A 22,383-nucleotide genomic window follows, 5' to 3' on the forward strand; every position below is an offset into this window, starting at 1 on the left:
TCTCTTTCTTTCCGTGACATGTTTTCGAGGATGCATCGATGTCGCGACACCGGGATGTCGTGCGGAGCGCAACGGAGCCGTGACGCCCGGAGCGGGTCCCGGCGCGGAGGCCGACTGCATTGGCCGAATCACCGAGGGAAGTCAGCTCTCCCAGCGGAAGATCCGCTCGCGCGGCAGGACGGTCGTGAGGCGCTCCAGCATGAAGCGCTCCATCTCCTCCGTCAGCGCTGCGTCATAATGATAGACGCCGTTTTCATTGACGTAAGGGTACTGGACGACGGCGCTATCCGGCATGTTCCGGCGCATCTGCTTCAGGTAGCTGTCGCTCAGGCGGAAGCTGCCGAGGCTGACGTCGCGCACCGCCGCCATCGGAATCGTGCGGAGTACCTCGTCCAGCATCCCACCGTAGACCGTGCGCCAGTCCGGGCAGGCGATCATCGGGTCGAAGCAGAGACGGATCGTGAAGCCGAGCGCCATGCCGCGGCGGATACTCGCGAGCCGCTGGGTGAGGGTGCCGGTCCGGTGCTCATAGTGCGAGACGACGTAGTCCGGCGACAGCGTGAAGGCGAAAATGTTCCGCGGGCAGGGATTGAGACCCTCCCACAGGTGCTCGCTGCCGGACTTCGTGCGGATCTCAATGCTGAGATCGGGGTGCGCGGCGGTGAAGTCGGTCCAGGCCTTCACGTAGCCACAGAGCGGCTCGATCGCGAGGAGGTCCGTGTCGTAGGAGATGCAGAGGTAGACCGGATGCTGGCGAAGCAGGGCCTCGACCTCCGCGAAGATGTCCTCCAGATTCAGGAAAATCACGAGATTCCCGGACGGGTACATGCCCTTCAGATAGCAGTACTCGCAGTCGAACAGGCAGTTCATCATCGAGCTCGCGTAATAGAAGTGCTCTTCACCCATGCTCTGGCACACCGGCGCGCCCGGATAGACGGAGCGGCCATGCTTCACCGCGAGGATCAGCGCCTGCGTGCGATGCTGCGTCGGGTAGCTCTGGTGCCGCCGGTTGAAGACATCCTTGTAGTGCTCGATCGGGATGCAGGTCGCCCGCGGAAAGTGCCGCAGGATCTGCTCCGCCCGCGCCCGCCAGCGCGGATCCTGGTCGACCGCCCGCTCGATGTAGATATGTGAAAATGACGGGTTCAGAAAATCCCCTTGCATACTGTTTCCCTTCTCTTTATCTGGCCAATGCAGGCGACCACCACTTGGGTGGTGCGCATCGACACTGCGCCGCTGGCACTAAGCTCTGCACGCCCGATTTGATTTCGGCAGCTGCATATCCATGCATCCTGAAATCACTTGCCCTTCACGCTTTCATGCCTGCGGATTGATCTCTTTTACAGCGATCATCGAGGATGCGCGCCCTGAGGTGCCGCTCCAGGATGATCTTCCCGGCGCGCTTATCGCGGGTCGGCACGAGACCCTCCGCGTAGAGTGCCGCGATCGGCTGCTGCCAGTCGAGCTCGCTGAGCGCCGCATAACGGATGAGCTGTACACATTCATCCGCCATCACCTTCGAAAAGTGCGCATCGGCGATGAGTTTATCCACCAGCTGCTGCTCGTTTTCCGTGAGCACCTGGTGCCCGGCGGCCTCCGCCGCCATCAGCGCGCGGAGCTTATCCACCACTGTGACGATGGTATCCACCTGCTGCTCGACGCAGTCGGTCACATGCGCAGCGAGGGAGCGAGGGGCGGACGCTTCCGTACCTACTGCCGGCTTCGACTCGGTTCCAGATGCTGCATTTGTTACCGTACGCATGGTCATTCCGGTTTCCATCTCTTCCTGCGTCAGCCCATCGTCGGTCACGATGCGCAGGAAGTTCATCTGATGCGGTCCGAGAAACATCGACGCCGCCTGGTAGATCGCGGCGGCCTCCATGTCGTAGAGATCTGCCGCATATCCAGATTCCTGCTTCGTATACAGCTTCGCGCCGGTGATCAGCGAGGCCTCCGGAAGGCCTGTGTTCAGAAGCATATCCGGATAGAAATCCCGCATGGTAGCTGCTTCCGTGATTTTATTTACATGATACATGGATGCCGGGCACGTGGTCAGTCGAGCCGCGGTGCCGAGCGAGAGGAGCTGGTCCTGTGCACCGGCGTCGTAATCCGTGAGGACCGAGGCAGTCACAGCGGCCGCCTGCAGCGGCCCGACACCGGTGATGGTCAGACTGAGGTCCCCCTCCTCGGAGAGGAACTGCTGGTAGTGCGTCTGGGTGGCGCGTTTTTTCAGGCTGAGCGCCTGAATCAGCGGCTTCGCCTCCGGATAAAGTGCGGTGAAAATGTGAATCATGTTGCGTCCCTTCAGTTTATGGGGTCTGACCCCATAAACTTCTGTTTAGATTCTGTTTAGAAAAATTTAATGGGGTCAGACCCCCTTACGAAATTCTTAAGACAGGGCCTGGTCGATGAGGGCGTTCAGCTTCTTCATCTGCGCGTCGGAGGAGATCCCACCGACGATCGGGTCGCCGACGATGCGGCCGTTCCGGTCGACGACGTAGGTGGTCGGGAAGGCGTAGAGTCCGGCGGTAAAGAGGCCGGCGTCGCTGTTCGAGGCGAACCAGATGTTCGGATAGGTCACGCCCTGCTGCTCGAGCACGGACTTCGCTTCGTTCGTGTCCTTCGTGCTGCCGTCGAGGGTGAAGGCATTGATGCCGATCACGGTGCCGCCCTTTTTCGCGAGCTCCTGATGAAACGCCTCGAGATCCGGCAGCTCGCCGACGCAAGGCTTACATGTGGTGAACCAGAAGTTGACGACGGTAACGGCGTTGTTCGAGAAAAGCGTCGCGCTGTCGACCGGGTTGCCATCGAGATCCTGGCCCTCGAAGCTCGGGAAGGCGTCCGCACTGTCACCCGCGGTGCCTGCATCGCCCCCCGCCGTATTCGCGCTTCCACCCGTCATGCCACTAACCCCGGTGTCTCCTGTCATGCCAGCAGAACCGGCACTTACGCTTTCACCTGCCGCCGCAGTAGCTGCTGCGCTGTTCGTATTTGCAGCGCCGCCACACGCTGCAAGACTCAGGCTCAGTGCAAAAGCGAGGGCAAAGGTTTCGATTTTTGTCATTCTTGTTTTTCTCATTTTTCTTTCCATTTCTTTCTATATTTGATGGTCGGGCTTTTCACAAACAAATCCTTTCCGGAAATTCTACATTATCAGTGTTCGCAGACTCTGTTTCTTTCCAGAATTCAGCATTATGGGGTTGGGACAATGCTGATTTTCCGAAACTTTCTCGTTTGTGTAATTATGTATCTGCCTGCTGCTTCTGTTCCCCGAATCCGTAGCGGAAGTGAAGCGCGTCGGTCGGGCAGGCGCTGATGCACTTGCCGCAGCGGATGCACTCCGCGTGGTTCGGGGACTTCAGGATGTCGACATCCATCTCGCAGGCTTTCGCGCATTTCCCGCAGGAAATACAGTTCTCAGCATTGGCCTCGATCGTGAGCAACGACACGCGGTTCATGAGTGCGTAGAAGGCACCGAGCGGGCAGAGCCACTTGCAGAACGGGCGGTAGATGAGGATGCTCAGGACGACGACCACGATCAGGATGAGCAGCTTCCAGCGGAAAAGCGGACCGAGCGCCGAGCGGATGCCGGCGTTTGCCAGCGAGAGCGGGATCGCGCCCTCGAGTACACCCTGCGGGCAGAGGTACTTGCAGAAAAACGGATCGCCCATGCCGAGCTCGTCGACCGCGAAGGCCGGAAGCAGCACCACCATGAGGAACAGGACGAGGTACTTCAGGTACGTGAGCGGCTTCAGCTTCTTCGTGGAGAGCTTCTTCCCAGGAAGCTTGTGCAGCAGCTCCTGAAACCAGCCGAACGGGCACAGGAAGCCGCAGATGAAGCGGCCGAGCAGCACGCCGAGGAGGATCAGGAAGCCGGTGATGTAGTAGGAGAAGCGGAAGCTCGACGAGCCGACCACAGCCTGAAAGGCACCGATCGGGCAGGCACCGGACGCCGCCGGGCAAGAATAGCAGTTGAGCCCCGGAACGCAGGCGATCTTGCCCTGCCCCTGGTAGATGCGGCCCGTCCGGAAATTCGGCAGGTGGAGGTTTGTGAGCAGCGTCGCCTCCGCCTGAATACCGCCGCGGAAACGGCTGATCATTTTTGATTTTGTACTTTTCTTATCCAATGCCGACACACTCCAGACATAATCGAATCGCCTTCGCGAGAACGGTATCCGCCTCACCACGCAGCGCGCCGAAGCTCAGCATCGCGACGCCGACAACGAGCAGCGCGAGCTGCAGCACAGATTTCTTTATTCTAAACACGATGTACTCCCTTCCATAAAAAACCTGTTTTCTATTATACCATGGCATCCATGAAAACTCTGTGAACGCGTATAATTAAGAAATCAGAATGGCGTATGACATAAAAATCCCTCCGCACATGGCGGAGGGTGATGAAATCGAGCGTTGATTACCGCTGCTGGTTGTACGCACTGCAGATGGCGTTCACGTTATTCAGCAGGAAGTAGATGCCGACATAGCTTCCGATGAAGCAGAGCAGCGAGCCGATGAGCATCCAGAGGAGGAGCGTCGTGCCGTTTTCCTGGAAGTGGAGGCCGTAGCGCGGTGCGTTGTCCGCGAGGCGGTTGCCGACACTGTAGAACCAGTAGAGGTCGTAGATGCCACAGGTCAGGATGCCGAAGAGGATGAACTCGAGGAGTCCCGGGGTATGTCTGCCGTCACCATCGCAGGCGACATTGACATCACGCATGATGGTGTAGAACACATACAGCTGGTAGATGCCGCAGGTCAGGAAGCCGAGCAGGATATAGAGCACGAGGCTTCGATCCGTCTTCAGCGGGCCGGTGTACACGCTGCCCGTCTGGCTCTGCGACTGGTAGTAGCGGTTGAAGTTTCCGTCGGCGTCGGCACTGGTCGCTCCACCCGCCGTGCTGTGGCCTGCGGTACCGGTCTGTGCGCCAATGCTGCCGTTCGCAGCGCCATATGCCTTCGCGTCCGCTGCATTGGCTCCCGCTGCCTGAGGGTTACCGCCGCCGAAGGTATTCGTGTCATAACCGCTGCCATCGGTGGCGCCGCTGTTCTTTCCCTGCGCGAGATCAGTCACGCGGTCCAGGTCGCGGCGAAGTCCGTCCGCAAAGTTTCCAGCGAGACCGGCGAATGGATTCAGCTGCTTCTGGGTGATCAGCACGACGAGCAGCACGATGGCGAGGATGGCGAAGCCGATGCCCCAGCTGGCGCTGCCGATCGCATAGTAGCGCTGGAAAAGAGCGGAAAGGATGCCACGGAGCAGGGCCTCAAGCACGAGCATGACGCCACCGGCGATGACGGTCATGAGGAGCGGCTCGGCGTCACGATCGGACCACTTCTTCCAGACGAGGTACAGGCCGCCACCGATGAAGCCGTAGCCGGCGAGCTTCACGACGTTCAGGATGAAGTTCAGGAAGCTGTACATGAGGTTTACGAAGCCGTGGAAGCTAAAGCTGACCAGATTCTGGAGGATGCGGAAAAAGGAAGCGATGGTAGTCCAGATCTGCGGCACGGCAAACAGCACCGTGAGGATCAGCAGGATGAAACCGACCGTTCGGATCGTGCCATCGCCGTCCGGCTCGGACGGGATACCGTTCATGGTCGGACCATGGTTCACCGGAGGTGGCGTCTGCTGCTGCGCGGTTCCGCTGTTCGGCTGAGTCTGATCCGAGCTACCGCTATGCGACTGTGCAGTGCTGCCGTTTGACTGTGTGTCAGTGGCTGCGGCGTGTGTACTATGCGCAGCACCCGAGGTGTTCCCCTCGGTACCGGACGCGGCGCGCCCCTCCTCGAGGCGGTGCTTGTACTGCTCCGTCGTGTTGCCAAGCGGTGTATCTGCCGGCGCGCTCTCCGCTGAAGCTTCTGCATCGGCTGCTGCCGACGTATCTTCCAGGGCTGCACTCGCAGCTGTGGTGCTCTCCACAGTCTCCACGGCTGCATCATCTGCGCCGAGGTCAGAAGCATTGGCCGCGTCTGCAGTTTCCGGTGCCACCGGCTGACCACAGTTCGGGCAGAACTTCATGCCATCCTCGAGTTTCTGTCCACAATTCGTGCAAAACATACTATCACCTCCGTAAGAATGTCTTTCTATGTCGTAAATAAAAGTCGCAGCAGGCGTCCGACGAGGCCGTTCCATGGCGCAAACACCACGATGTCCTGGCCCGGGATGAAGAAGCGCGCGATCCACACGAGGAGGAAGGCCGCGATCATCAGTCCGAGGAGTCCCTGGTAAAGCACCCTCGGGATGCGCTCCCGCAGCATCCACAGGGCGAGCGCCAGCGGCGGGAGTGGCCACAGCGGATGGAAATAGAAGGCGCGCGGGAAGTCGCCCCGCAGCACCGCCGCGAAGGCACGGCTCATGCCACAGCCCGCATCCGAGATACCCGTCAGAAATTTGAACGGGCAGCCGATACCGAGCAGCATCTCCAGCACGATATAAAACAGTGCGATCAGCGCCAGCGCGCCCAGATCCTCCAAGCGATGTTTCATGGCGCTATGATGCCCTCCGGTCCATTACTTGAAAACGATTGCTACTTTATTATACATCAACTGACAGATGCAGACATTAAATTATCGTGAAATATAGACTTTTTTAACCGCCGGGAGTTTATGGGGTCTGACCCCATAAACTTCAACTTTAGATTCTGTTTATAAAAATTTAATGGGGTCAGACCCCTCGGCATCTCGGCTTCACTTACAGGATGATCTGTCCGATCAGTACGACGATGCCGGCGCAAACATACGCGATGGCGCACTGAAGGAGCACCATGCCGACGGCCCAGCGGGTGCCGAGCTCACGCTTCACGGAGGTGATGGCGGCGATGCACGGGGTGTAGAGCAGGCAGAACACGAGGAGGGCAGCGGCTGCGAGCGGGGTCAGAACCGCACGGAGCGCATCCATGCCGCCGAAGAGGATGTTCAGGGTCGATACAACGCTCTCCTTCGCGAGGAAGCCGGAAATCAGCGATACCGTGATGCGCCAGTCACCGAAGCCGAGCGGTCGGAAGATCGGCGCGATCGCACTCGCGATCGCCGCGAGGATGCTGGCCGAGGAGTCACTCACCATATGGAGGCCGAAGTCGAAGTTCTGCAGGAACCATACGATGATCGTACCGAGGGTGATGATCGTAAAGGCCTTCGTAAGGAAGTCCTTCGCCTTCTCCCAGAGCAGCTGCAGTACGTTCTTCGCACTCGGCAGGCGGTAGTTCGGAAGCTCCATGACGAACGGCACCGCCGAACCCTTGAAGGTGAAGCGCTGGCTGATCTTCGCAAAGAGGATGCCGACGAGGATGCCGGTGAGGTAGAGCGCGATCATGATCGGCCCGCCCTTCCCCGGGAAAAAGGCCGCCGTGAAGAAGCCGTAGATCGGCAGCTTCGCCGAGCAGCTCATAAACGGGGTCAGCATGATGGTCATCTTACGATCCCGCTCCGACGGCATGGTGCGCGACGACATAACCGCGGGCACGGTACAGCCGAAGCCCACCAGCATCGGCACGATCGAACGACCAGAGAGACCGATGCGGCGGAGCAGCTTATCCATGACGAAGGCGATACGCGCCATATACCCTGTATCCTCGAGGAGGGACAGGAAGAAGAACAGCGTCACGACGATCGGCAGGAAACTGAGCACCGAACCCACGCCGGTGAAGATACCGTCGATGATGAGCGAATGCAGCGCGTGGCTGACATTGGCCGCCGTCAGCAGCTGGTCGACGAGCTGTGTCAGGAGGTCCACCAGCGACGCGAGCGCATCCTGCAGGAAGGCACCGATGACGTTGAAGGTCAGGTAGAACACGAGGCCCATGATGACGATAAACGCCGGGATCGCCGTATGCCGGCCAGTCAGGATCTGGTCGATCTTCGCCGAACGGACCGCCTCCCGGCTCTCATGCGGCTTCGTCACGCAGCGACGGCTCATGCGCTCGATGAAGTCGAAACGCATATCCGCGATGGCGGCGGCACGATCGAGCCCACGCTCCTCCTCCATCTGGACGATGATGTGCTCCACCATCTCCTTCTCGTTCTGACTAAGTGCCAGCGCTTCCTCGACCCGCGCATCCCCCTCGATCAGCTTCGTCGCTGCAAATCGTACCGGGATGCCGGCTGCGACCGCGTGATCCTCGATCAGGTGCATGATGCCATGGACGCAGCGATGAACCGCGCCGCCGTGGTCGTTCTCCGCACAGAAGTCGAGCCGCTGCGGCTTCTCCTGGTAGCGCGCGACGTGCAGCGCATGAGCCACCAGCTCATCGACGCCTTCATTTTTCGCCGCCGAAATCGGCACGACCGGTACGCCGAGGTGACGCTCCATGCGGTTGATGTCGACGGAGCCGCCGTTGCCCTGCAGCTCGTCCATCATGTTGAGGGCGACCACCATCGGGATGTCCAGCTCGATCAGCTGCATCGTGAGGTAGAGGTTTCGTTCAATGTTGGTGGCATCCACGATATTGATGATGCCTTTCGGTCGGTCGTTCAGGATAAACTGACGGGAGACGATCTCCTCGCTCGTGTACGGCGACATCGAGTAGATGCCCGGCAGATCCGTGACCTCCGTTTCCGGATGGCCCTTGATGGAGCCGGACTTCCGGTCCACCGTGACGCCTGGGAAATTACCGACGTGCTGGTTCGAGCCCGTCAGCTGGTTAAAGAGCGTCGTCTTTCCGCAGTTCTGGTTGCCCGCCAGTGCGAAGCTGAGCTTCGTATCCTCCGGAAGCGGATGTTCGCTCGCCTTATCATGGAAACGACCGCCCTCACCGAAGCCCGGGTGCTCGTCATCATCGAAGAACTTTCCGTCCTTCGCTGCTTCTGCCGCATCGAGCTCTGCCTTCGTCGCCGGGTGCTGCTCCTTCTTCCAGAGCTGATGCTCCTTATGCTCCTCCGCCGTGATCGGCCGCGCCTGAATCTGCGCCGCATCCGCGAGACGAAGGGTCAGCTGATAGTCATGGATCCGCAGCTCCATCGGGTCGCCCATCGGTGCAAACTTCACGAGCTGCACCTCTGCCCCCGGAATCACGCCCATATCCAGGAAATGCTGTCGAAGCGCGCCCTCGCCTCCGACCGTCGTCACGATGGCACTCTGGCCGATGTCAAGATCCTTTAATGTCATAAAATCACTCCCTGATGAAATTTATACTCCTGTAAAATCAAAGCTATACCGTCTCGAACTTCCCGTTAAGACAAAATCACTTAGAAACGTCCATTTCCAGATGAAAACTCGTCAGTTTAAAAAGCCGATACCATCTTGTATATCTTTAAAACTAACATTATAATTCGCGATTAGCAAACGTAAAGACGTTTAAAAAAGATTACCGAAAAATCGCTTTAAAAGAATTAAAACGATTACCGAAAAAACACATTTCAGGAGATTCGTATGACACTTGATATGACGAAGGGAAACCCGTTTCTGATCATCTTAAAATTTATGATTCCGCTGTTTATCGGCAATGTCTTCCAGCAGCTCTACAACATGGCAGACACCATCATCGTCGGGCGCTTCGTCGGTGCTGATGCGCTCGCTGCGGTCGGTGCCACCGGCACCATCATGTTTCTCGTGCTCGGCTTCTCGCAGGGCCTCTGCACCGGCTTTACCGTCCTGACCTCTCAGGTCTATGGTGCAAAGGACTACGCACGCGTGAAGCGCAGTGTTGCGAACGGCATCCTTCTCGCCGCGATCGTCATCATCGTGATGACCACGCTTTCCGTATCCACGATGCAGACACTGCTCCGACTCATGAATACACCGGCTAACATCTTCGAGGATGCCCACACCTACATCAGCATCATCTGCATGGGCATCGTCGCAAGCGTCTACTACAATCTCTTCTCCGCCTTCCTGCAGGCCGTCGGAAACAGTAAAGTGCCGCTCTGCTTTCTGGTGTTCAGTGCCTGCCTCAATGTCGTGCTGGATCTTTTCTTTATCATCGTCCTGAAGCTCGGTGTCGCGGGTGCCGCACTCGCCACAGATCTCTCCCAGGGCATCTCCGCCACCCTCTGTCTCTTCTATATCTATAAGAAAGAGAAGGTGCTCTGGCCGGAGCATCACGACTGGCGCATCACCGCCGGTGTCTACCTCGTGGTGATCCGGAAGGTACGGAAGGAACTCGCCGCATCATAAAACCAAATACCGATACCGAAAGGGAGCTTCGCACCGCCAGGTGTAAGCTCCCCTTTTTTCGTCCGAATCGTGCATGATGCAACAAGTCGTCCCGTCATCTGTTTTCAGCGTGGAATCCCCTGTACTTTTTAAGGCGTTCAGACTTCTGGTCGGTACAGTAAAAGTAATGGCTGTGACGTCCGAAGATGCCACAGCCATATATGAAAACTCTCCCCTCTCCGACTCAGCGCCGGAGCTATCGTAAACTGTCGCAGAGGCCGATGCTTCGGCCTGTCACGCAGTCATGCGAACATAAATGGTGCTCAGTCCAGCATGAAGAACTGTGCCAGACTGCTTTTCAGTGATACGATCATGCTGTCATCGGCGGCACACTGTCCGCTCGGAATCGGATCATACTGCCGGATATACTCTGATTTTCCGGTTTTCTCGAAGATGATCGTGTTTGTCTGATCCGGAAGGACCATGCCGTACTTCTGGACCGCATCCCTGTAAATCTGATCCGGGTTCACCGCGTCGTTGATCTTCGCCTGAAGATCTGCGTTCTGCACCCGCAGCTGCTCGAGCTGAGTACGCTTCTGCTCGATCGTCGAGAGACGCGTGGAAACCATCGTATCGAGGTGTACACATTGGTAGCAGGTCAGGAAAATGAAAATAATCGAACAGGTCAGTAACAGACGACAGGCACCATCGAGCACACGCTCCGGAATCAGCCGGAAAAGCGGGGCGATGATGCTTTTATCTTCCTGGTACTCCAGCCGAAGCTGTCCGTCGTACCGGTCCCGATAGAGATGAATCTGATTCCGTCTTCCGCGTTCCTCTACGACCAGAGTCTCACGTACCAGCGGACGTCTCTCCGAAACATCAGCACGAACTGTATTCCCATCCACATACGTTCGTCCCATACTACACTGCTTTCCTTACATGATTCTGACATCTGCGAAATCACGTTCAGACGCAGATATCAGTTTTTACACATTTTTTCAATACTTCACGCACCTGTTAATTACCCAAAAGTAATTATTCAGCAATCATTATACATCAGATCGTAAGAATTCATACGGTTTCTTGATATTTCCGTGGATAATTTTTTTAAATGGATGATATAATTCTTTCTAGAGACTTCCCGAAAACCGGGCTTGACAGGAGGATACTATGAATGACCGAATACCGATCGTGCTGAAAGCAGATGGCGACTGCGCCTATGCAGAGGCACTGGCCGCGCATCTGAAGACAGCACTGCTGCATACGACGCCGGATGCACCGGTCTGGCTCTCTGTGAACGCAGCCGGCCTTTCGCTCACAGATGGCGATCAGGCGATGCGTGGCGACTTCACGAAGCTGCAGAAGCGCCTCCAGTACCATAATCTGACGCATGAGCTCCTCGTGAAGGCGACGAAGGTGAAGGGTCGTGAGAATCTGCGTGTGATCGATGCGACCGCAGGCATGGGTGAGGATTCGCTGCTGCTTGCAGCGGCCGGCTGTGAGGTCACGCTTTACGAGCAGGATCCGGTCATCGCCGCACTCCTGCAGGACACGATGCGACGCGCACTCGAGGAAGCGACGCTTCACGAAATCGTCATGCGCATGCAGCTCGTCGAGGGCGACAGCATTGACCATCTCCGAAGGCTTGGAGAAGCAGGCACGGGTTCGGATGCACCAGAGGACGATGCTGGACACGCCTGTCCGGCTCTAACAGCGTCGGCTGCCACGGGGAACGGCGCTGATGCCTCGACAAGCGGTGCAGAAGTCACAACGAACGACGCAGCTGCCACGACGAACAGCGCAGATGAAGCGCTGAAGCGCCCGGATGTCATCTACCTCGATCCGATGTTCCCGGAACGGCAGAAAAGCGGCCTCGTGAAAAAGAAGTTCCAGCTCATCCACTACCTCGAGGCACCAGCGGAGAACGAAGAGGCGCTGATGCAGGCCGCCATCGCCGCGCACCCATTTAAAATCGTCGTGAAGCGCCCCGCGAAGGGCCCGTACCTCGCCGGCCTGAAGCCATCCTACTCGCTCGATGGAAAGGCCATCCGCTATGACTGCTATGTCTTTCCGGAAAACGTATAGTTAAAGAGGCTGTCGTAACAGAGACAGCCTCTTTACATTATCGATCTGATCACCAAAAAAGCCCTCCTGATTTCTCAGGAGGGCTTTCAGTCGAGCGCGAGACGGGGATCGAACCCGCGATCTTCGCCTTGGCAAGGCGACGTAGTACCACTCTACTACTCGCGCAATATGCGTTTATCCTTTTGACCGGATAAATCGGTTTGTCTGGATGATGTTTCTCAATCGCTCCATAGAGCGCGAGACGGGGATCGAACCCGCGATCTTCGCCTTGGCAAGGCGACGTAGTACCACTCTACTACTCGCGCAATATGCGTTTATCCTTTTGACCGGATAAATCGGTTTGTCTGGATGATGTTTCTCAATCGCTCCATAGAGCGCGAGACGGGGATCGAACCCGCGATCTTCGCCTTGGCAAGGCGACGTAGTACCACTCTACTACTCGCGCATTTTTAATGTCCCAACCGACTTTCATTTCTGTGAAGGTGGGTGCATTATACAAAAGATCATCAGTGTCGGTGTGAATGTTATCGCCGTCTTAATCATCTTGAGTGCCCAGAACCGGAATCGAACCAGTGACACGAGGATTTTCAGTCCTCTGCTCTACCAACTGAGCTATCTGGGCATCGAGCGGGTGATGAGAATCGAACTCACATGTTCAGCTTGGAAGGCTGACATTCTACCATTGAACTACACCCGCAAGTGACTTCGTGTGTCGCCTTATCGGTGACGCGAGTGTTATAATACTCTACTCCGAAAGCTTTGTCAACACTTTTTCAAAAAAAGTTTTTTGGGTGCCGCTATGGGCGTAGCAGTTCAGACCGGGGCCCGTAGGTTCAGCACCAGAAGCACAGTATGCCTGGCTTCTGGTGCCTTTCCCCCTGAGGTTTCCGTCTGTTTTACATATCCGGATCAGCCTTCGGCGTCTTCTTCGCGTAGTAGATTTTTCCGGTGTGTGCCCACATCTGGGATACGAGGATGCCGTCCTCGCTGTGACGCTTCGTGATACCGACGTTGTAGCCCATGTCGTCGGTGCGGAGGAGACGGCGGATCTCGACGTCATCCTCGATTCCGGTCACCCAGGCCGGGATGTTCAGGGTGATCTCCTCTTCGCCGCAGTTCACAGCCATGATGGCGACCTCATCCTCATACTGTCTCGCATAGACCACATAGTTATGGCCAGCCATCAGCTTCATGAGGGCGCCTCTCTTCAGCACCGCATTACGCTTATGCATACCGCCGAGGTAATTATGGAACTCGATCAGCTCAAGGTCCTCGTGGCCCCACGGATACGGACGGCGGCAGTCCGGCTCGGTCCAGCCGGTCATGCCAGCTTCGTCGCCGTAATAGAGGGTCGGTGCGCCCGGCCAGGTCATCTGCATCATCGCCCCCAGACGGTAGAGTGCCTGCGAAACGCCGGCATCTGCAGCGGCTGAGCCGCTCGTACCAATGCGGCCGACCGTCTGATTCGTGCGCGTCATGAAGCGGCTGTGGTCATGATTCGAGAGCTGGTTCATCGAGCAGAGAATCGAGTTCTCCGGCATGCGGGACATATGGTAGAGGATCGCGTTGAAGAACATCTCACCGTCACCGCGCATCGCCTCGTTTTTCGCGTCGGAGTGCTTCTCCATGCCGGTCAGGAACCAAGTCACCGGCTCCATGAAGGCATCGTAGTTCATGATGGTGTCCCACTCATCACCCTGGAGCCAGCTGAACGGGTCGCCGTAGTGCTCGGCGAGGATGATGGCGTTCGGATTCGCTTCCTTCACCACCATGCGGAACCTCTTCCAGAACATATGGTTGTAGGTCGCGGAGTGTCCGAGATCGGCGGCGACATCGAGACGCCAGCCATCGACGTTATACGGTGCGCTCACCCACTTGCGTCCGATCTCGAGGATCGCTTCCGCGAGATCACGGGAGCCCTCGTAGTTCAGCTTCGGGAGGGTATCATTGCCCCACCACTTCTCGTAGCTGTTGTTGTTCGGCCAGGCCTCGTCACGGTTGTCACTGAACGCAAAATAATCGTGGTACGGGCTGTCCTTGCGCTGGTACGCACCCGCGGCATAAGCATTGGCCCGATCCTTATAGTTATAGAAGCCGGAACGGTTCATCCACTTGTGGAAGGAGCCGCAGTGGTTGAACACACCGTCGATGATGACGCGCATGCCGCGGGCATGGCAGGCCTCGACGAACTCGACGAAGAGCCGGTCGCTGGCGTCCAGGTTTTCACGGCTCGTGGTGCGGATCGAGTAGCGGGTCGCGCGGGCATTGTCATCCTCCCAGTCCTCGACGAGGGTGCCGCCGTCCTTCACGATCTTGCCGATATGCGGATCGATGTGGTCGTAGTCCTGCGCGTCGTACTTGTGGTTCGACGGGGACACGAAAAGCGGATTGAAGTAGATGACGCTGACGCCGAGGCGCTGGATATAGTCGAGCTTCGAGCGCACGCCGGCGAGATCACCACCGTAAAACCGGTGCACGTCAAACGCCTCGACCGGGGCGTTCCAGTCCGCTACACCACGCGCTGCTCTGCCGAGGTAGATGTACTCGTTGTCGACGACGTTATTCGTCGGGTCGCCATCACAGAAGCGATCGATGAAGATCTGGTACATGATGGCGCCCTTCGCCCAGTCCGGGATATGGAAGCCCGGCATCAGACGGTACGAGAGCTCACGGTTCATGTCGTCGCAGACGCCGAGACGGTTGAAATGCAGTCGCTCCGGGCCCTTCTGGATGAAAAAGCTGTAGCTCTGGGTGGCCTGACCGACCATGACCTTATGCTCATAATAGTCGAAGCGTGCATCACGCTCGACGAGCTGCATCTTCGTGCTGCTGTTGGCTTCGTGGAAAAAGATATAGACGGCATCCACGTCCTGCCGTGCTGTCCGAAATCGGAGCGTAACGGTATCTCCAGGATTCGGCTCCTCCGGGATGCGGTAGCTGGCCGTCCCCGAGGTGTACAGTGCCGCCTGGTTAATCGTACTCTGGTTCATTTACTTTCTTACTTCCCTACTGACATATTCTCTGTACCCGGCCGCGCATCCGGCCAGGCGCTCTATCTCTCTCCTGTGTCTGATCGATCCCCGGCGAACATTCCCTTCGCCAGGTCGTCGGCACAGCGAAAACAGCCTGGCAGACGCCAGGCTCTCCGAAACTGAATTTACTGATCGAACTCGACCACCCCGATGAACGGGAGATTGCGGTAGCGCTGGTCATAGTCGAGACCATAGCCGACCACGAACTCGTCCGGAATCTCGAAGCAGGAGTACTTCACCGGTACTTCCTTCTCGCGACGGGACGGCTTGTTCAGCAGCGTGCAGATCTCGATGGACAGTGGCTTCCGGTCGAGGAGCATCTTGCTCAGATGGTTCAGCGTGTGTCCGGTGTCGATGATGTCCTCGACGATCATGACATGCTTGCCCTCGAGCGGCTCATCGAGATCCTTCACGATCTTCACGATACCGCTGGAGGTCGTGCCACCGCCGTAGCTGGAAACGGACATGAAGTCGAAGGATACATCCACGTCATGGATGCGCTTCGCGAGCTCGCACATGAACATCGCGCCGCCCTTCAGGATACAGATGAGGTGGAGGGACTCGCCCTTATACGCCTCTGAAATCTGATCCGCAATTTCTGTGATACGTGCTTCGATCTGATCCTCCGGGATCAGGACTCTGACATGCTCAGCCATGATTTTTTCTCCTTTTCACACTGATAACCTCTCGATTCTCCTGTAGAATCAAGGTTTTTTTACGATACTCTGCGCTCATCCGGTACGGAAGGTCGAGATGCGCGCCGCCCGGCCCGAAAATCAGGCGGTCGATGTCCCGGTAATGCACGGCGCTCCAGTCCTTCTGGGGCGTTCCGATCCGGCGGAGCAGCTCGCTGTAGACGTACTGCCGCACGAGCTCCGGGTACTCCCTCAGCGCGGTCACGGGCAATGCAATCGACCGTAAAATCGTCGCCTCGTCCGGGGCTTCTGCTGCGCCCTCCGCGCTTTTTTCTGCCAATGCAGGCGGCCTCGGGGTCGTACCTCGGGTCGAGGCACCTGGCTCCGGTAACGTTACCGGTGCATCCTGGAACACAGCCGTCTGTGGGCGGGTATGTGCATCTCGGTCGATTGCATTGGCCGAATCCGGGGCGACCGTCAGCGTCGCGTGCGCGTCCACGTACTGAAGAGCGAGCGCATGAAAGAACGCATCCGCTTCACGAAGGAGCGCTGCGCTGTGTGCGATGTGGGCGCTCGCCTCCGGGTTGATCTCGCGAAGCTCCGGCAGCACCGTGCTGCGGATACGATTCCGGGTGTAGTGCGGATCCGCGTTCGTCGAATCCGTCACGTACGGTATATCATACTGTTTAAGCCACTTCAGTATATCTTCTCTTTTTATGGAAAGCAATGGCCGGATCACGTGATTTCGCCGATTCTCCATGCCCGCGAGGCCGCGAAGCCCTGCGCCGCGCACGAGATTATGGAGGACGGTCTCCGCCTGATCATCGAGATGATGCGCCACCGCGATCCAGGCGGCAGGAGCAGACGGGGCTGGGAGGCCTTTCATCGACCGAGCATCCGGAAGACGCGACGGGGAGCCGGCGGTAAATGCCGGGGAGTCTGATGTTCTGGCGGAATCCGGCACCGGGGAGTCCGACGTTCGGTCGATTGCAGCTGCCGGGGCGTTTGACGTTCCGGCGGACGAAGCTACAGGGGAGTTTAACATCCGGTCGGCCGCCAGAGTCTGCCCCAGCTGCTGCCGTGCGGCCTCGAGGGCCTCGTAACGGAGGATGCGCGCGGCCTCCTCCAGGCTGAGCCCATGCTGCGCCGCGTACGTCGGAGCCGCGACATGCACGGCCTGGAACGGGATGTCGAGCTTCGCGCAGAGCTTCTCCGAAAACGCCTCGTCGCGGTCCGCCTCCGCGCCACGGATGCCGTGATGGACATGCACCGCCCGCAGCGTAAAGCCCATCCGGGCCTGCAACGTGTGCAGCGCATACAGCAGGAAGACCGAATCAGGGCCACCTGAAAGGCCGACCACGACGCCGTCGCCCGGACGGATCAGCTGATTCGCCTCGATATATCGTTTGATTTCCAGCATAAGCGCATCCATGCGAAGCTCCTCTCAAAAACAAAGGTGGAGAAACCTGCGTCTCTCCACCTCATTTTACTAAGTTCTCTCTTACTTTTCATCCGGTTTGATGATGATTTCGTCCGGCAGCTTCAGTCCGAAGATCTCGCGGGCCTTTTCCATCGTGAATTCCTTCGTTTTTACGTAGACCTTTTTCTCTTCCAGCTCCTTACCGTGCTGCTCTTCATCGGCGATAGCAGCATCCAGGCTTTCTTCCTGGGCCTGGTAATCCCGCTCCTGCTGCCGAAGCGTCTTGCCCCGGATGTTGATGGCGATCGCAAGGAACAGCACCACGATCGTGATGCCGATGATCGCCAGACGGTTGCTGGATAGATTTTTACGCGGACGCTGTCTTCGTTTCATAGATACTTAAAAAGGTCTCCTGCCTCTTCCTTATGTACAGTTTCCTGTACCGCCAGAACCTCTGCCCGGACGGATTTCTCACCGAAGCGGATCTCGATGACGTCCCCCACCTTCACATCGTAGGATGCGCGCTGCGGACGGTCGTTCACGAGTACTCGGCCTGCGTCGCAGGCTTCGTTGGCCACCGTACGACGCTTGATGAGTCTCGATACTTTCAGGTATTTGTCTAGTCTCATGATATCCCTAAGTTTATGGGGTCTGACCCCATTAAATTTTTCTAAACAGAATCTAAAGTAGTAGTTTATGGGGTCAGACCCCCTTACGAAATTCTTAAGGTAATGGTCGGTTTCACGAGGAGATATCCCCGCATGGCTCCGATCAAGAAAAAAGAGACGGCCATGTAAGGCCGCCTCCGGATTTTATCCGATTCGTGATTAACCGTTGATCTTATCCTTGAGGGCCTTACCAGCCTTGAATCTCGGAGCCTTGGAAGCCTCGATGTTCATGGTAGCACCAGTTCTCGGGTTTCTGCCCTCGCGCGCTGCTCTCTCAGCGACATCGAAGGTACCGAAGCCGATCAGCTGAACCTTATCGTTCTCAGCGAGTGCATCAGCGATGGTATCAAATACGGCCTTTACAGCTGCATCTGCATCCTTCTTGGAAAGGTCTGCGCTCTTTGCAACGGCTGCTACTAATTCAACTCTATTCATTTTGTTTTCCTCCACGTGATTAAAGGCAGATTTCTAAAAAAGCCCATAATCTCCATATTTAAAAATTGACATAAAAAGTATAATCTCTGCGCCTCTGCATGTCAATAAAGAAACGGCCGCCGAGGGGCCCGGCAGAAACGGCCACCGAGGGGTCAGACTCCCGCGTGGATTTTTCGACCACCTCGTAAAGCAAGCGGGCAAGCGGAGGAGGGGTCAGACCCCCGCGTGGATTTTTCGACCACCTTAAAAATTTCGCAAGGGGGTCTGACCCCATAAACTTCAGCTTAAAAGGGGGTCTGACCCCATAAACTCACGCTTACAGCTGCAGGCGCCGGAGGGTCTTTTCGGCGTCGTCCATGGTTTCGAGCAGGGTCCAGGCTTTTTCGCGGGTGCTCTGTCGGAAGACGAGCGTCGCCTGCCGGCCGCTCAGGAAGCGGAGGCGGCCCTGCTGCTCGCGGACGAGGAGCGGGATCTCCTCGACGCGGATCCGAGCCTTCGGATCGAGCTGGATCTTCCAGCTGCCCTTCCGGATGTCCACCTCGGTGGCGTAGCTTCGGTGCGCCTCCGCACGGAGGAGCGCGATGCGGAGCAGGTTCGCACATGGCTTCGGGATCTCGCCGAAGCGGTCGATGAGCTCATCCTGCATCTCACTGTAGTCCTCCTCTGTCTCGATGGACGAGATCCGCTTGTAGACGTCGAGCTTCTGCGACTCGTTCGGGATATAGGTATCCGGGATGAACGCGTCGATATCGCAGTCGATCTGGGTATCGAAGCTCGGCTGCTCCTGCAGCTCGCCCTTCTCCTCCTTCACGGCGGTGCTCAGCAGCTTACAGTACAGATCGTAGCCGACGGCCTCCATGTGGCCATGCTGCTCTGCGCCCAGGACATTGCCCGCACCGCGGATCTCGAGGTCACGCATCGCGATCCGGATGCCCGAGCCGAGCTGGGTGAACTCGCGGATCGCCTTCAGGCGCTTCTCGGACTCCTCCGTCAGCATCTTACCGCGGCGGTACATGAGGAACGCGTACGCCGTCCGGTTCGAGCGTCCGACACGTCCGCGGATCTGATACAGCTGACTCAAGCCCATCCGGTCCGCGTCCTGGATGATCATCGTGTTCGCATTCGGGATGTCGAGGCCGGTTTCGATGATCGTCGTCGACACCAGCACGTTGACCTCGCCGTTGATGAAGCGCAGCATGATATCCTCGAGCTGCGTCTCCGACATCTGGCCATGCGCATACGCGATGCGTGCCTCCGGGCAGAGCTTCTGCACATGCCCGGCGACGTCCGCGATGTTATTGACCCGGTTGTAGACATAGTACACCTGGCCGTTTCGCGCAAGCTCGCGGTTGATCGCCTCGCGCACGAGCTCGTCGTTGTACTCCATGACATAGGTCTGGATCGGCACACGGTCGATCGGCGGCTCCTCGAGCACCGACATGTCACGGATGCCGACCAGCGACATATGCAACGTCCGCGGGATCGGCGTCGCCGTCAGCGTCAGCACGTCGACGTTTTTCTTCAGATTCTTGATGCGCTCCTTATGCGTCACGCCGAAGCGCTGCTCCTCGTCGACGATCAGGAGACCGAGGTTCCGGAACTCGACGTCCTTACTGAGCAGACGGTGGGTGCCAATGACGACATCGACACGGCCGGCCTTCAGGTCGTCGAGGGACTTTCGGATCTGCTGCGGTGTCCGGAAGCGGCACAGCAGCGCGATGTTCACCGGGAAGCCCTTCATACGCTCGACGAAGGTGTTGTAGATCTGCTGCGCGAGGATGGTGGTCGGCACGAGGTAGGCCACCTGCTTACTGTCCTGCACGGCCTTGAAGGCGGCGCGCAGTGCGACCTCGGTCTTACCGTAGCCGACGTCACCGCAGATCAGGCGGTCCATGATCTTATGGCTCTCCATGTCCTGCTTCACCGCTTCGATGGCGAGGTCCTGGTCGACCGTCTCCTCGTACGGGAACATCTCCTCGAACTCCTTCTGCCAGACGGTATCCGGCCCGAACTTGTAGCCGGACTCCGACTGCCGCGCCGCATAGAGCTTTACGAGGTCACGTGCGATCTTCTTTACGGCATGCTGCACACGTGAGCGGGTTTTCGTCCACTCCGTGCCACCAAGCTTATTCAGCTTCGGCTTCGTCGCCTCCGCACCCGCGTACTTCTGGATACCCTCGAGCCGGGTCGCCGGCAGGTAGAGATTACCGCCGTCGCCGTACTCGACCTTGATGTAGTCCTTCGTCACGCCCTGGCTCTCGATGCGCTCGATGCCGCGGTAGATGCCGATACCGTGGTCCTCATGCACCACGTAATCGCCGACACTCAGCTCGCTCAGCTTCGCGATGTGCTGACCGTCGAGCTTCTTCTGCTTCCGCTTCTTCTGAACTGCGTTCGTGTTGCCGAACATGTCGCCCTCGGTGAGCAGCACGAAGCGCTCCGCCGGGAACTGGTAGCCCGTGTTCAGCACACCGAACATGACCATGATGGCTCCGCGCGTCTCCGCCTCATGTGCCGCACGGATCTCCCGTCCGGCCACATCGAGGATCTGCGCCGACAGGCTGCTGCCCTGACCGCTTCTCATGTTGGCCGCCTTACCCGAGGCCAATGCTGTCGTGCTCTGCTTTGTACCTGCGCTCGACGCATTCGCTCCCGCCAGGTTGCCGGTGCCGGCTGCGCCATCTGCTGACGCGCCGCCTGCATTGGCCTCCGGCACATCCGGGCAGTAGGCCCGCAGATCGTAGTCACGGAGGTTCTGTGCGAGACGCGACGCACGGGTCCGGGACGGGCTCAGCAGCACGATCTGGTACTGCTCGCTCTGCCAGCGCTGAAGATCCTTCAGCAGCATCTCGAAGCCGGACTTACTGTACGGCGTCACCTCGGCCGTCTCGAAGTGGAAGCACTGCTTTGTCTTCAGCGCGCTCAGGTTCGTGCCGAGGGCACTGAAGGCGATCGTCCGTGGCGTGTCGAGCCGCTCCATGATCTGGTCGATGCCGTAAATCAGCTTATCCGGATCGCGCTCATCCTTCTCTGCGAGGCCCTGCGCCTCGAGGGTCGCCGCCAGCTTCGCGTGGTGCTGCATCTCCTCCACCCGCGCCTCGAAGCTCTCGCGGAACTCGGTTTCGACCGCCGTGCCCCGCTCCCGGAGACGATCCGGCTCATCGAGGAAGAGCAGGGTACGCTCATCGAAATAGTCGAGGAGACTCACCTCCTGCTTCTCACCGGCTGCGCTGTCCGCACGATCGGACGCCGGGTAGATCTCCACACGGTCCAGGGTGTCGATCGAGCGCTGCGTCTCCGCGTCGAAGGTCCGAATGCCGTCGACCTCCGTGTCCCAGAACTCGATGCGGACCGGATTCTCCGAGGTGAACGGGTAGACGTCGACGATCCCGCCGCGGATCGAGTACTCGCCCATCGCGTCGACCTCGACCACACGCTCGTAACCGAGGCGCGACAGCTTCGTGGAGAGTGCCTCCATCTCCATCGTCATCCCCGGCTCGACCGTCAGCACGGACTCCGAGAAATTCTCCCGTCCGAGCACCCGGTCCATGAGTGCGTCAATGCTGGCGACCACGACGCCGCCGTCGTCCTCCATGATGTGCTTCAGCACCTCGACCCGCTGCCGGGTGATGAGCGTACCCTGGGTATCCGCCTGATAGAAGAGAAAATCCTTCGCCGGGTAGTACCAGGCCTGCTCCGAAAAGGCATGAATGTCGCGCACGAAGCGCTTACCCGTCGCCTCGTCCTTCACGACCAGCAGCTTCCACGGACGCCGATCGTTGCCGCCCTTCGTCGCCGGTGCTGTCTTCCTGGCGTCGAGGGCTTCCGGTGTCGATGCGGCCCGGGTCGCCCGTGCGCTCGTTTTCCGGGTGTTCTGGAGCGACACCAGGAGCTGTGCCTTCACCGGATCCACGGTTCCGGTCACTGCAAGCGGACCCACACCCGCGGTGAGGGCCTGCTGCAGCGCCTGATAGCTTTCGGTTTTCAGAAATGGGTTGATCATCATACTTCCTCTACTGAG

At 58.2% G+C, this 22,383-nt stretch carries 18 protein-coding genes and 5 tRNA genes; 2 read left to right on the forward strand and 21 right to left on the reverse strand.

Annotated elements, in window-relative coordinates; translation table 11 throughout:
- Positions 1-141 precede the first annotated feature (141 nt).
- From ACK8P7_RS05940 to feoB, 8 genes are all read right to left on the reverse strand, one after another.
- On the reverse strand, positions 142-1,164 hold the full coding sequence (locus ACK8P7_RS05940; protein ID WP_410043308.1) for a radical SAM protein: 1,023 nt from the start codon (positions 1,162-1,164) through the stop codon (positions 142-144).
- A gap of 145 nt (positions 1,165-1,309) precedes the next feature.
- Entirely contained in the window at positions 1,310-2,293 is a 984-nt protein-coding gene (locus tag ACK8P7_RS05945) for a hypothetical protein (RefSeq protein WP_410043309.1), read from the reverse strand.
- Between the two features lie 96 nt (positions 2,294-2,389).
- Positions 2,390-3,064, reverse strand: a complete 675-nt coding sequence (locus ACK8P7_RS05950) for a TlpA disulfide reductase family protein (protein WP_410043310.1) — start codon at positions 3,062-3,064, stop codon at positions 2,390-2,392.
- A 178-nt stretch (positions 3,065-3,242) separates the two neighbouring features.
- The gene (locus ACK8P7_RS05955; protein ID WP_410043311.1) at positions 3,243-4,127 is read right to left on the reverse strand and encodes a 4Fe-4S binding protein; all 885 of its coding nucleotides are present in this window, start codon (positions 4,125-4,127) and stop codon (positions 3,243-3,245) included.
- Positions 4,120-4,257 carry a CD1871A family CXXC motif-containing protein gene (locus tag ACK8P7_RS05960; protein WP_410043374.1) on the reverse strand — a complete coding sequence of 46 codons (138 nt, stop codon included), beginning with the start codon at positions 4,255-4,257 and terminating at the stop codon, positions 4,120-4,122. The genes ACK8P7_RS05955 and ACK8P7_RS05960 overlap by 8 nt, the downstream gene beginning before the upstream one ends.
- Before the next feature lie 157 nt (positions 4,258-4,414).
- Complete coding sequence (locus ACK8P7_RS05965; protein WP_410043312.1) at positions 4,415-6,052, reverse strand: DUF4234 domain-containing protein; 1,638 nt, start codon at positions 6,050-6,052, stop codon at positions 4,415-4,417.
- A gap of 26 nt (positions 6,053-6,078) precedes the next feature.
- Positions 6,079-6,480 (reverse strand): DUF2752 domain-containing protein, encoded by a 402-nt coding sequence (locus ACK8P7_RS05970; protein WP_410043313.1) that lies wholly within the window; start codon positions 6,478-6,480, stop codon positions 6,079-6,081.
- A gap of 205 nt (positions 6,481-6,685) precedes the next feature.
- The gene (gene feoB / locus ACK8P7_RS05975; protein WP_410043314.1) at positions 6,686-9,097 is read right to left on the reverse strand and encodes a ferrous iron transport protein B; all 2,412 of its coding nucleotides are present in this window, start codon (positions 9,095-9,097) and stop codon (positions 6,686-6,688) included.
- Positions 9,098-9,361: 264 nt separating this feature from the next.
- Between feoB and ACK8P7_RS05980 the strand changes: the two genes are divergently transcribed.
- Positions 9,362-10,105 carry an MATE family efflux transporter gene (locus ACK8P7_RS05980; RefSeq protein WP_410043315.1) on the forward strand — a complete coding sequence of 248 codons (744 nt, stop codon included), beginning with the start codon at positions 9,362-9,364 and terminating at the stop codon, positions 10,103-10,105.
- A 302-nt stretch (positions 10,106-10,407) separates the two neighbouring features.
- Here the strand turns inward: ACK8P7_RS05980 and ACK8P7_RS05985 are convergent, their stop codons facing one another.
- Complete coding sequence (locus ACK8P7_RS05985) at positions 10,408-11,007, reverse strand: hypothetical protein (RefSeq protein WP_410043316.1); 600 nt, start codon at positions 11,005-11,007, stop codon at positions 10,408-10,410.
- Positions 11,008-11,257: 250 nt separating this feature from the next.
- On the opposite strand from ACK8P7_RS05985, the gene ACK8P7_RS05990 reads away from it, so the two are divergent.
- Positions 11,258-12,172 (forward strand): class I SAM-dependent methyltransferase, encoded by a 915-nt coding sequence (locus ACK8P7_RS05990; protein WP_410043317.1) that lies wholly within the window; start codon positions 11,258-11,260, stop codon positions 12,170-12,172.
- A gap of 93 nt (positions 12,173-12,265) precedes the next feature.
- On the opposite strand, the gene ACK8P7_RS05995 is transcribed toward ACK8P7_RS05990, so the two are convergent.
- From ACK8P7_RS05995 to mfd, 12 genes are all read right to left on the reverse strand, one after another.
- Positions 12,266-12,337 (reverse strand) — tRNA-Gly (locus ACK8P7_RS05995).
- Positions 12,338-12,405: 68 nt separating this feature from the next.
- Positions 12,406-12,477: transfer RNA gene (locus ACK8P7_RS06000), tRNA-Gly, on the reverse strand.
- Positions 12,478-12,545: 68 nt separating this feature from the next.
- Positions 12,546-12,617, reverse strand: a tRNA-Gly gene (locus tag ACK8P7_RS06005).
- A gap of 104 nt (positions 12,618-12,721) precedes the next feature.
- Positions 12,722-12,794, reverse strand: a tRNA-Phe gene (locus ACK8P7_RS06010).
- Positions 12,795-12,798: 4 nt separating this feature from the next.
- A tRNA-Gly gene (locus tag ACK8P7_RS06015) sits at positions 12,799-12,869 on the reverse strand.
- A gap of 199 nt (positions 12,870-13,068) precedes the next feature.
- Complete coding sequence (locus tag ACK8P7_RS06020) at positions 13,069-15,162, reverse strand: glycoside hydrolase family 13 protein (RefSeq protein WP_410043318.1); 2,094 nt, start codon at positions 15,160-15,162, stop codon at positions 13,069-13,071.
- 167 nt (positions 15,163-15,329) lie between these two features.
- Positions 15,330-15,860, reverse strand: coding sequence for a hypoxanthine phosphoribosyltransferase (gene hpt / locus ACK8P7_RS06025; RefSeq protein ID WP_410043319.1), 531 nt, complete (start codon positions 15,858-15,860; stop codon positions 15,330-15,332).
- A complete protein-coding gene (gene tilS / locus ACK8P7_RS06030) occupies positions 15,853-17,271 on the reverse strand; it encodes a tRNA lysidine(34) synthetase TilS (protein ID WP_410043320.1) in 1,419 nt (472 codons plus the stop codon). Before tilS ends, hpt begins: the two co-directional genes overlap by 8 nt.
- Positions 17,272-17,340: 69 nt before the next feature.
- Positions 17,341-17,652 (reverse strand): septum formation initiator, encoded by a 312-nt coding sequence (locus ACK8P7_RS06035; protein WP_410043321.1) that lies wholly within the window; start codon positions 17,650-17,652, stop codon positions 17,341-17,343.
- On the reverse strand, positions 17,649-17,888 hold the full coding sequence (locus ACK8P7_RS06040; protein ID WP_410043322.1) for an RNA-binding S4 domain-containing protein: 240 nt from the start codon (positions 17,886-17,888) through the stop codon (positions 17,649-17,651). Before ACK8P7_RS06040 ends, ACK8P7_RS06035 begins: the two co-directional genes overlap by 4 nt.
- Before the next feature lie 198 nt (positions 17,889-18,086).
- A complete protein-coding gene (locus tag ACK8P7_RS06045) occupies positions 18,087-18,377 on the reverse strand; it encodes an HU family DNA-binding protein (protein ID WP_410043323.1) in 291 nt (96 codons plus the stop codon).
- A gap of 301 nt (positions 18,378-18,678) precedes the next feature.
- On the reverse strand, positions 18,679-22,365 hold the full coding sequence (gene mfd / locus ACK8P7_RS06050; RefSeq protein WP_410043324.1) for a transcription-repair coupling factor: 3,687 nt from the start codon (positions 22,363-22,365) through the stop codon (positions 18,679-18,681).
- Between the last annotated feature and the right edge of the window lie 18 nt (positions 22,366-22,383).

It is taken from the genome of Oribacterium sp. P9, from assembly GCF_046365365.1.
Lineage (GTDB): Bacteria > Bacillota > Clostridia > Lachnospirales > Lachnospiraceae > Oribacterium.

Coding starts and splice junctions, on each gene's coding strand:
- ACK8P7_RS05970 (WP_410043313.1), bottom strand. CDS start 6,480: ATGAAACATCGCTTGGAGGATCTGGGCGCGCTGGCGCTGATCGCACTG.
- tilS (WP_410043320.1), bottom strand. CDS start 17,271: ATGGATGCGCTTATGCTGGAAATCAAACGATATATCGAGGCGAATCAG.
- ACK8P7_RS05950 (WP_410043310.1), bottom strand. CDS start 3,064: ATGACAAAAATCGAAACCTTTGCCCTCGCTTTTGCACTGAGCCTGAGT.
- ACK8P7_RS05990 (WP_410043317.1), top strand. CDS start 11,258: ATGAATGACCGAATACCGATCGTGCTGAAAGCAGATGGCGACTGCGCC.
- ACK8P7_RS06040 (WP_410043322.1), bottom strand. CDS start 17,888: ATGAGACTAGACAAATACCTGAAAGTATCGAGACTCATCAAGCGTCGT.
- ACK8P7_RS06020 (WP_410043318.1), bottom strand. CDS start 15,162: ATGAACCAGAGTACGATTAACCAGGCGGCACTGTACACCTCGGGGACG.
- ACK8P7_RS06035 (WP_410043321.1), bottom strand. CDS start 17,652: ATGAAACGAAGACAGCGTCCGCGTAAAAATCTATCCAGCAACCGTCTG.
- ACK8P7_RS05985 (WP_410043316.1), bottom strand. CDS start 11,007: ATGGGACGAACGTATGTGGATGGGAATACAGTTCGTGCTGATGTTTCG.
- ACK8P7_RS05945 (WP_410043309.1), bottom strand. CDS start 2,293: ATGATTCACATTTTCACCGCACTTTATCCGGAGGCGAAGCCGCTGATT.
- mfd (WP_410043324.1), bottom strand. CDS start 22,365: ATGATCAACCCATTTCTGAAAACCGAAAGCTATCAGGCGCTGCAGCAG.
- hpt (WP_410043319.1), bottom strand. CDS start 15,860: ATGGCTGAGCATGTCAGAGTCCTGATCCCGGAGGATCAGATCGAAGCA.
- ACK8P7_RS05980 (WP_410043315.1), top strand. CDS start 9,362: ATGACACTTGATATGACGAAGGGAAACCCGTTTCTGATCATCTTAAAA.
- feoB (WP_410043314.1), bottom strand. CDS start 9,097: ATGACATTAAAGGATCTTGACATCGGCCAGAGTGCCATCGTGACGACG.
- ACK8P7_RS05940 (WP_410043308.1), bottom strand. CDS start 1,164: ATGCAAGGGGATTTTCTGAACCCGTCATTTTCACATATCTACATCGAG.
- ACK8P7_RS05965 (WP_410043312.1), bottom strand. CDS start 6,052: ATGTTTTGCACGAATTGTGGACAGAAACTCGAGGATGGCATGAAGTTC.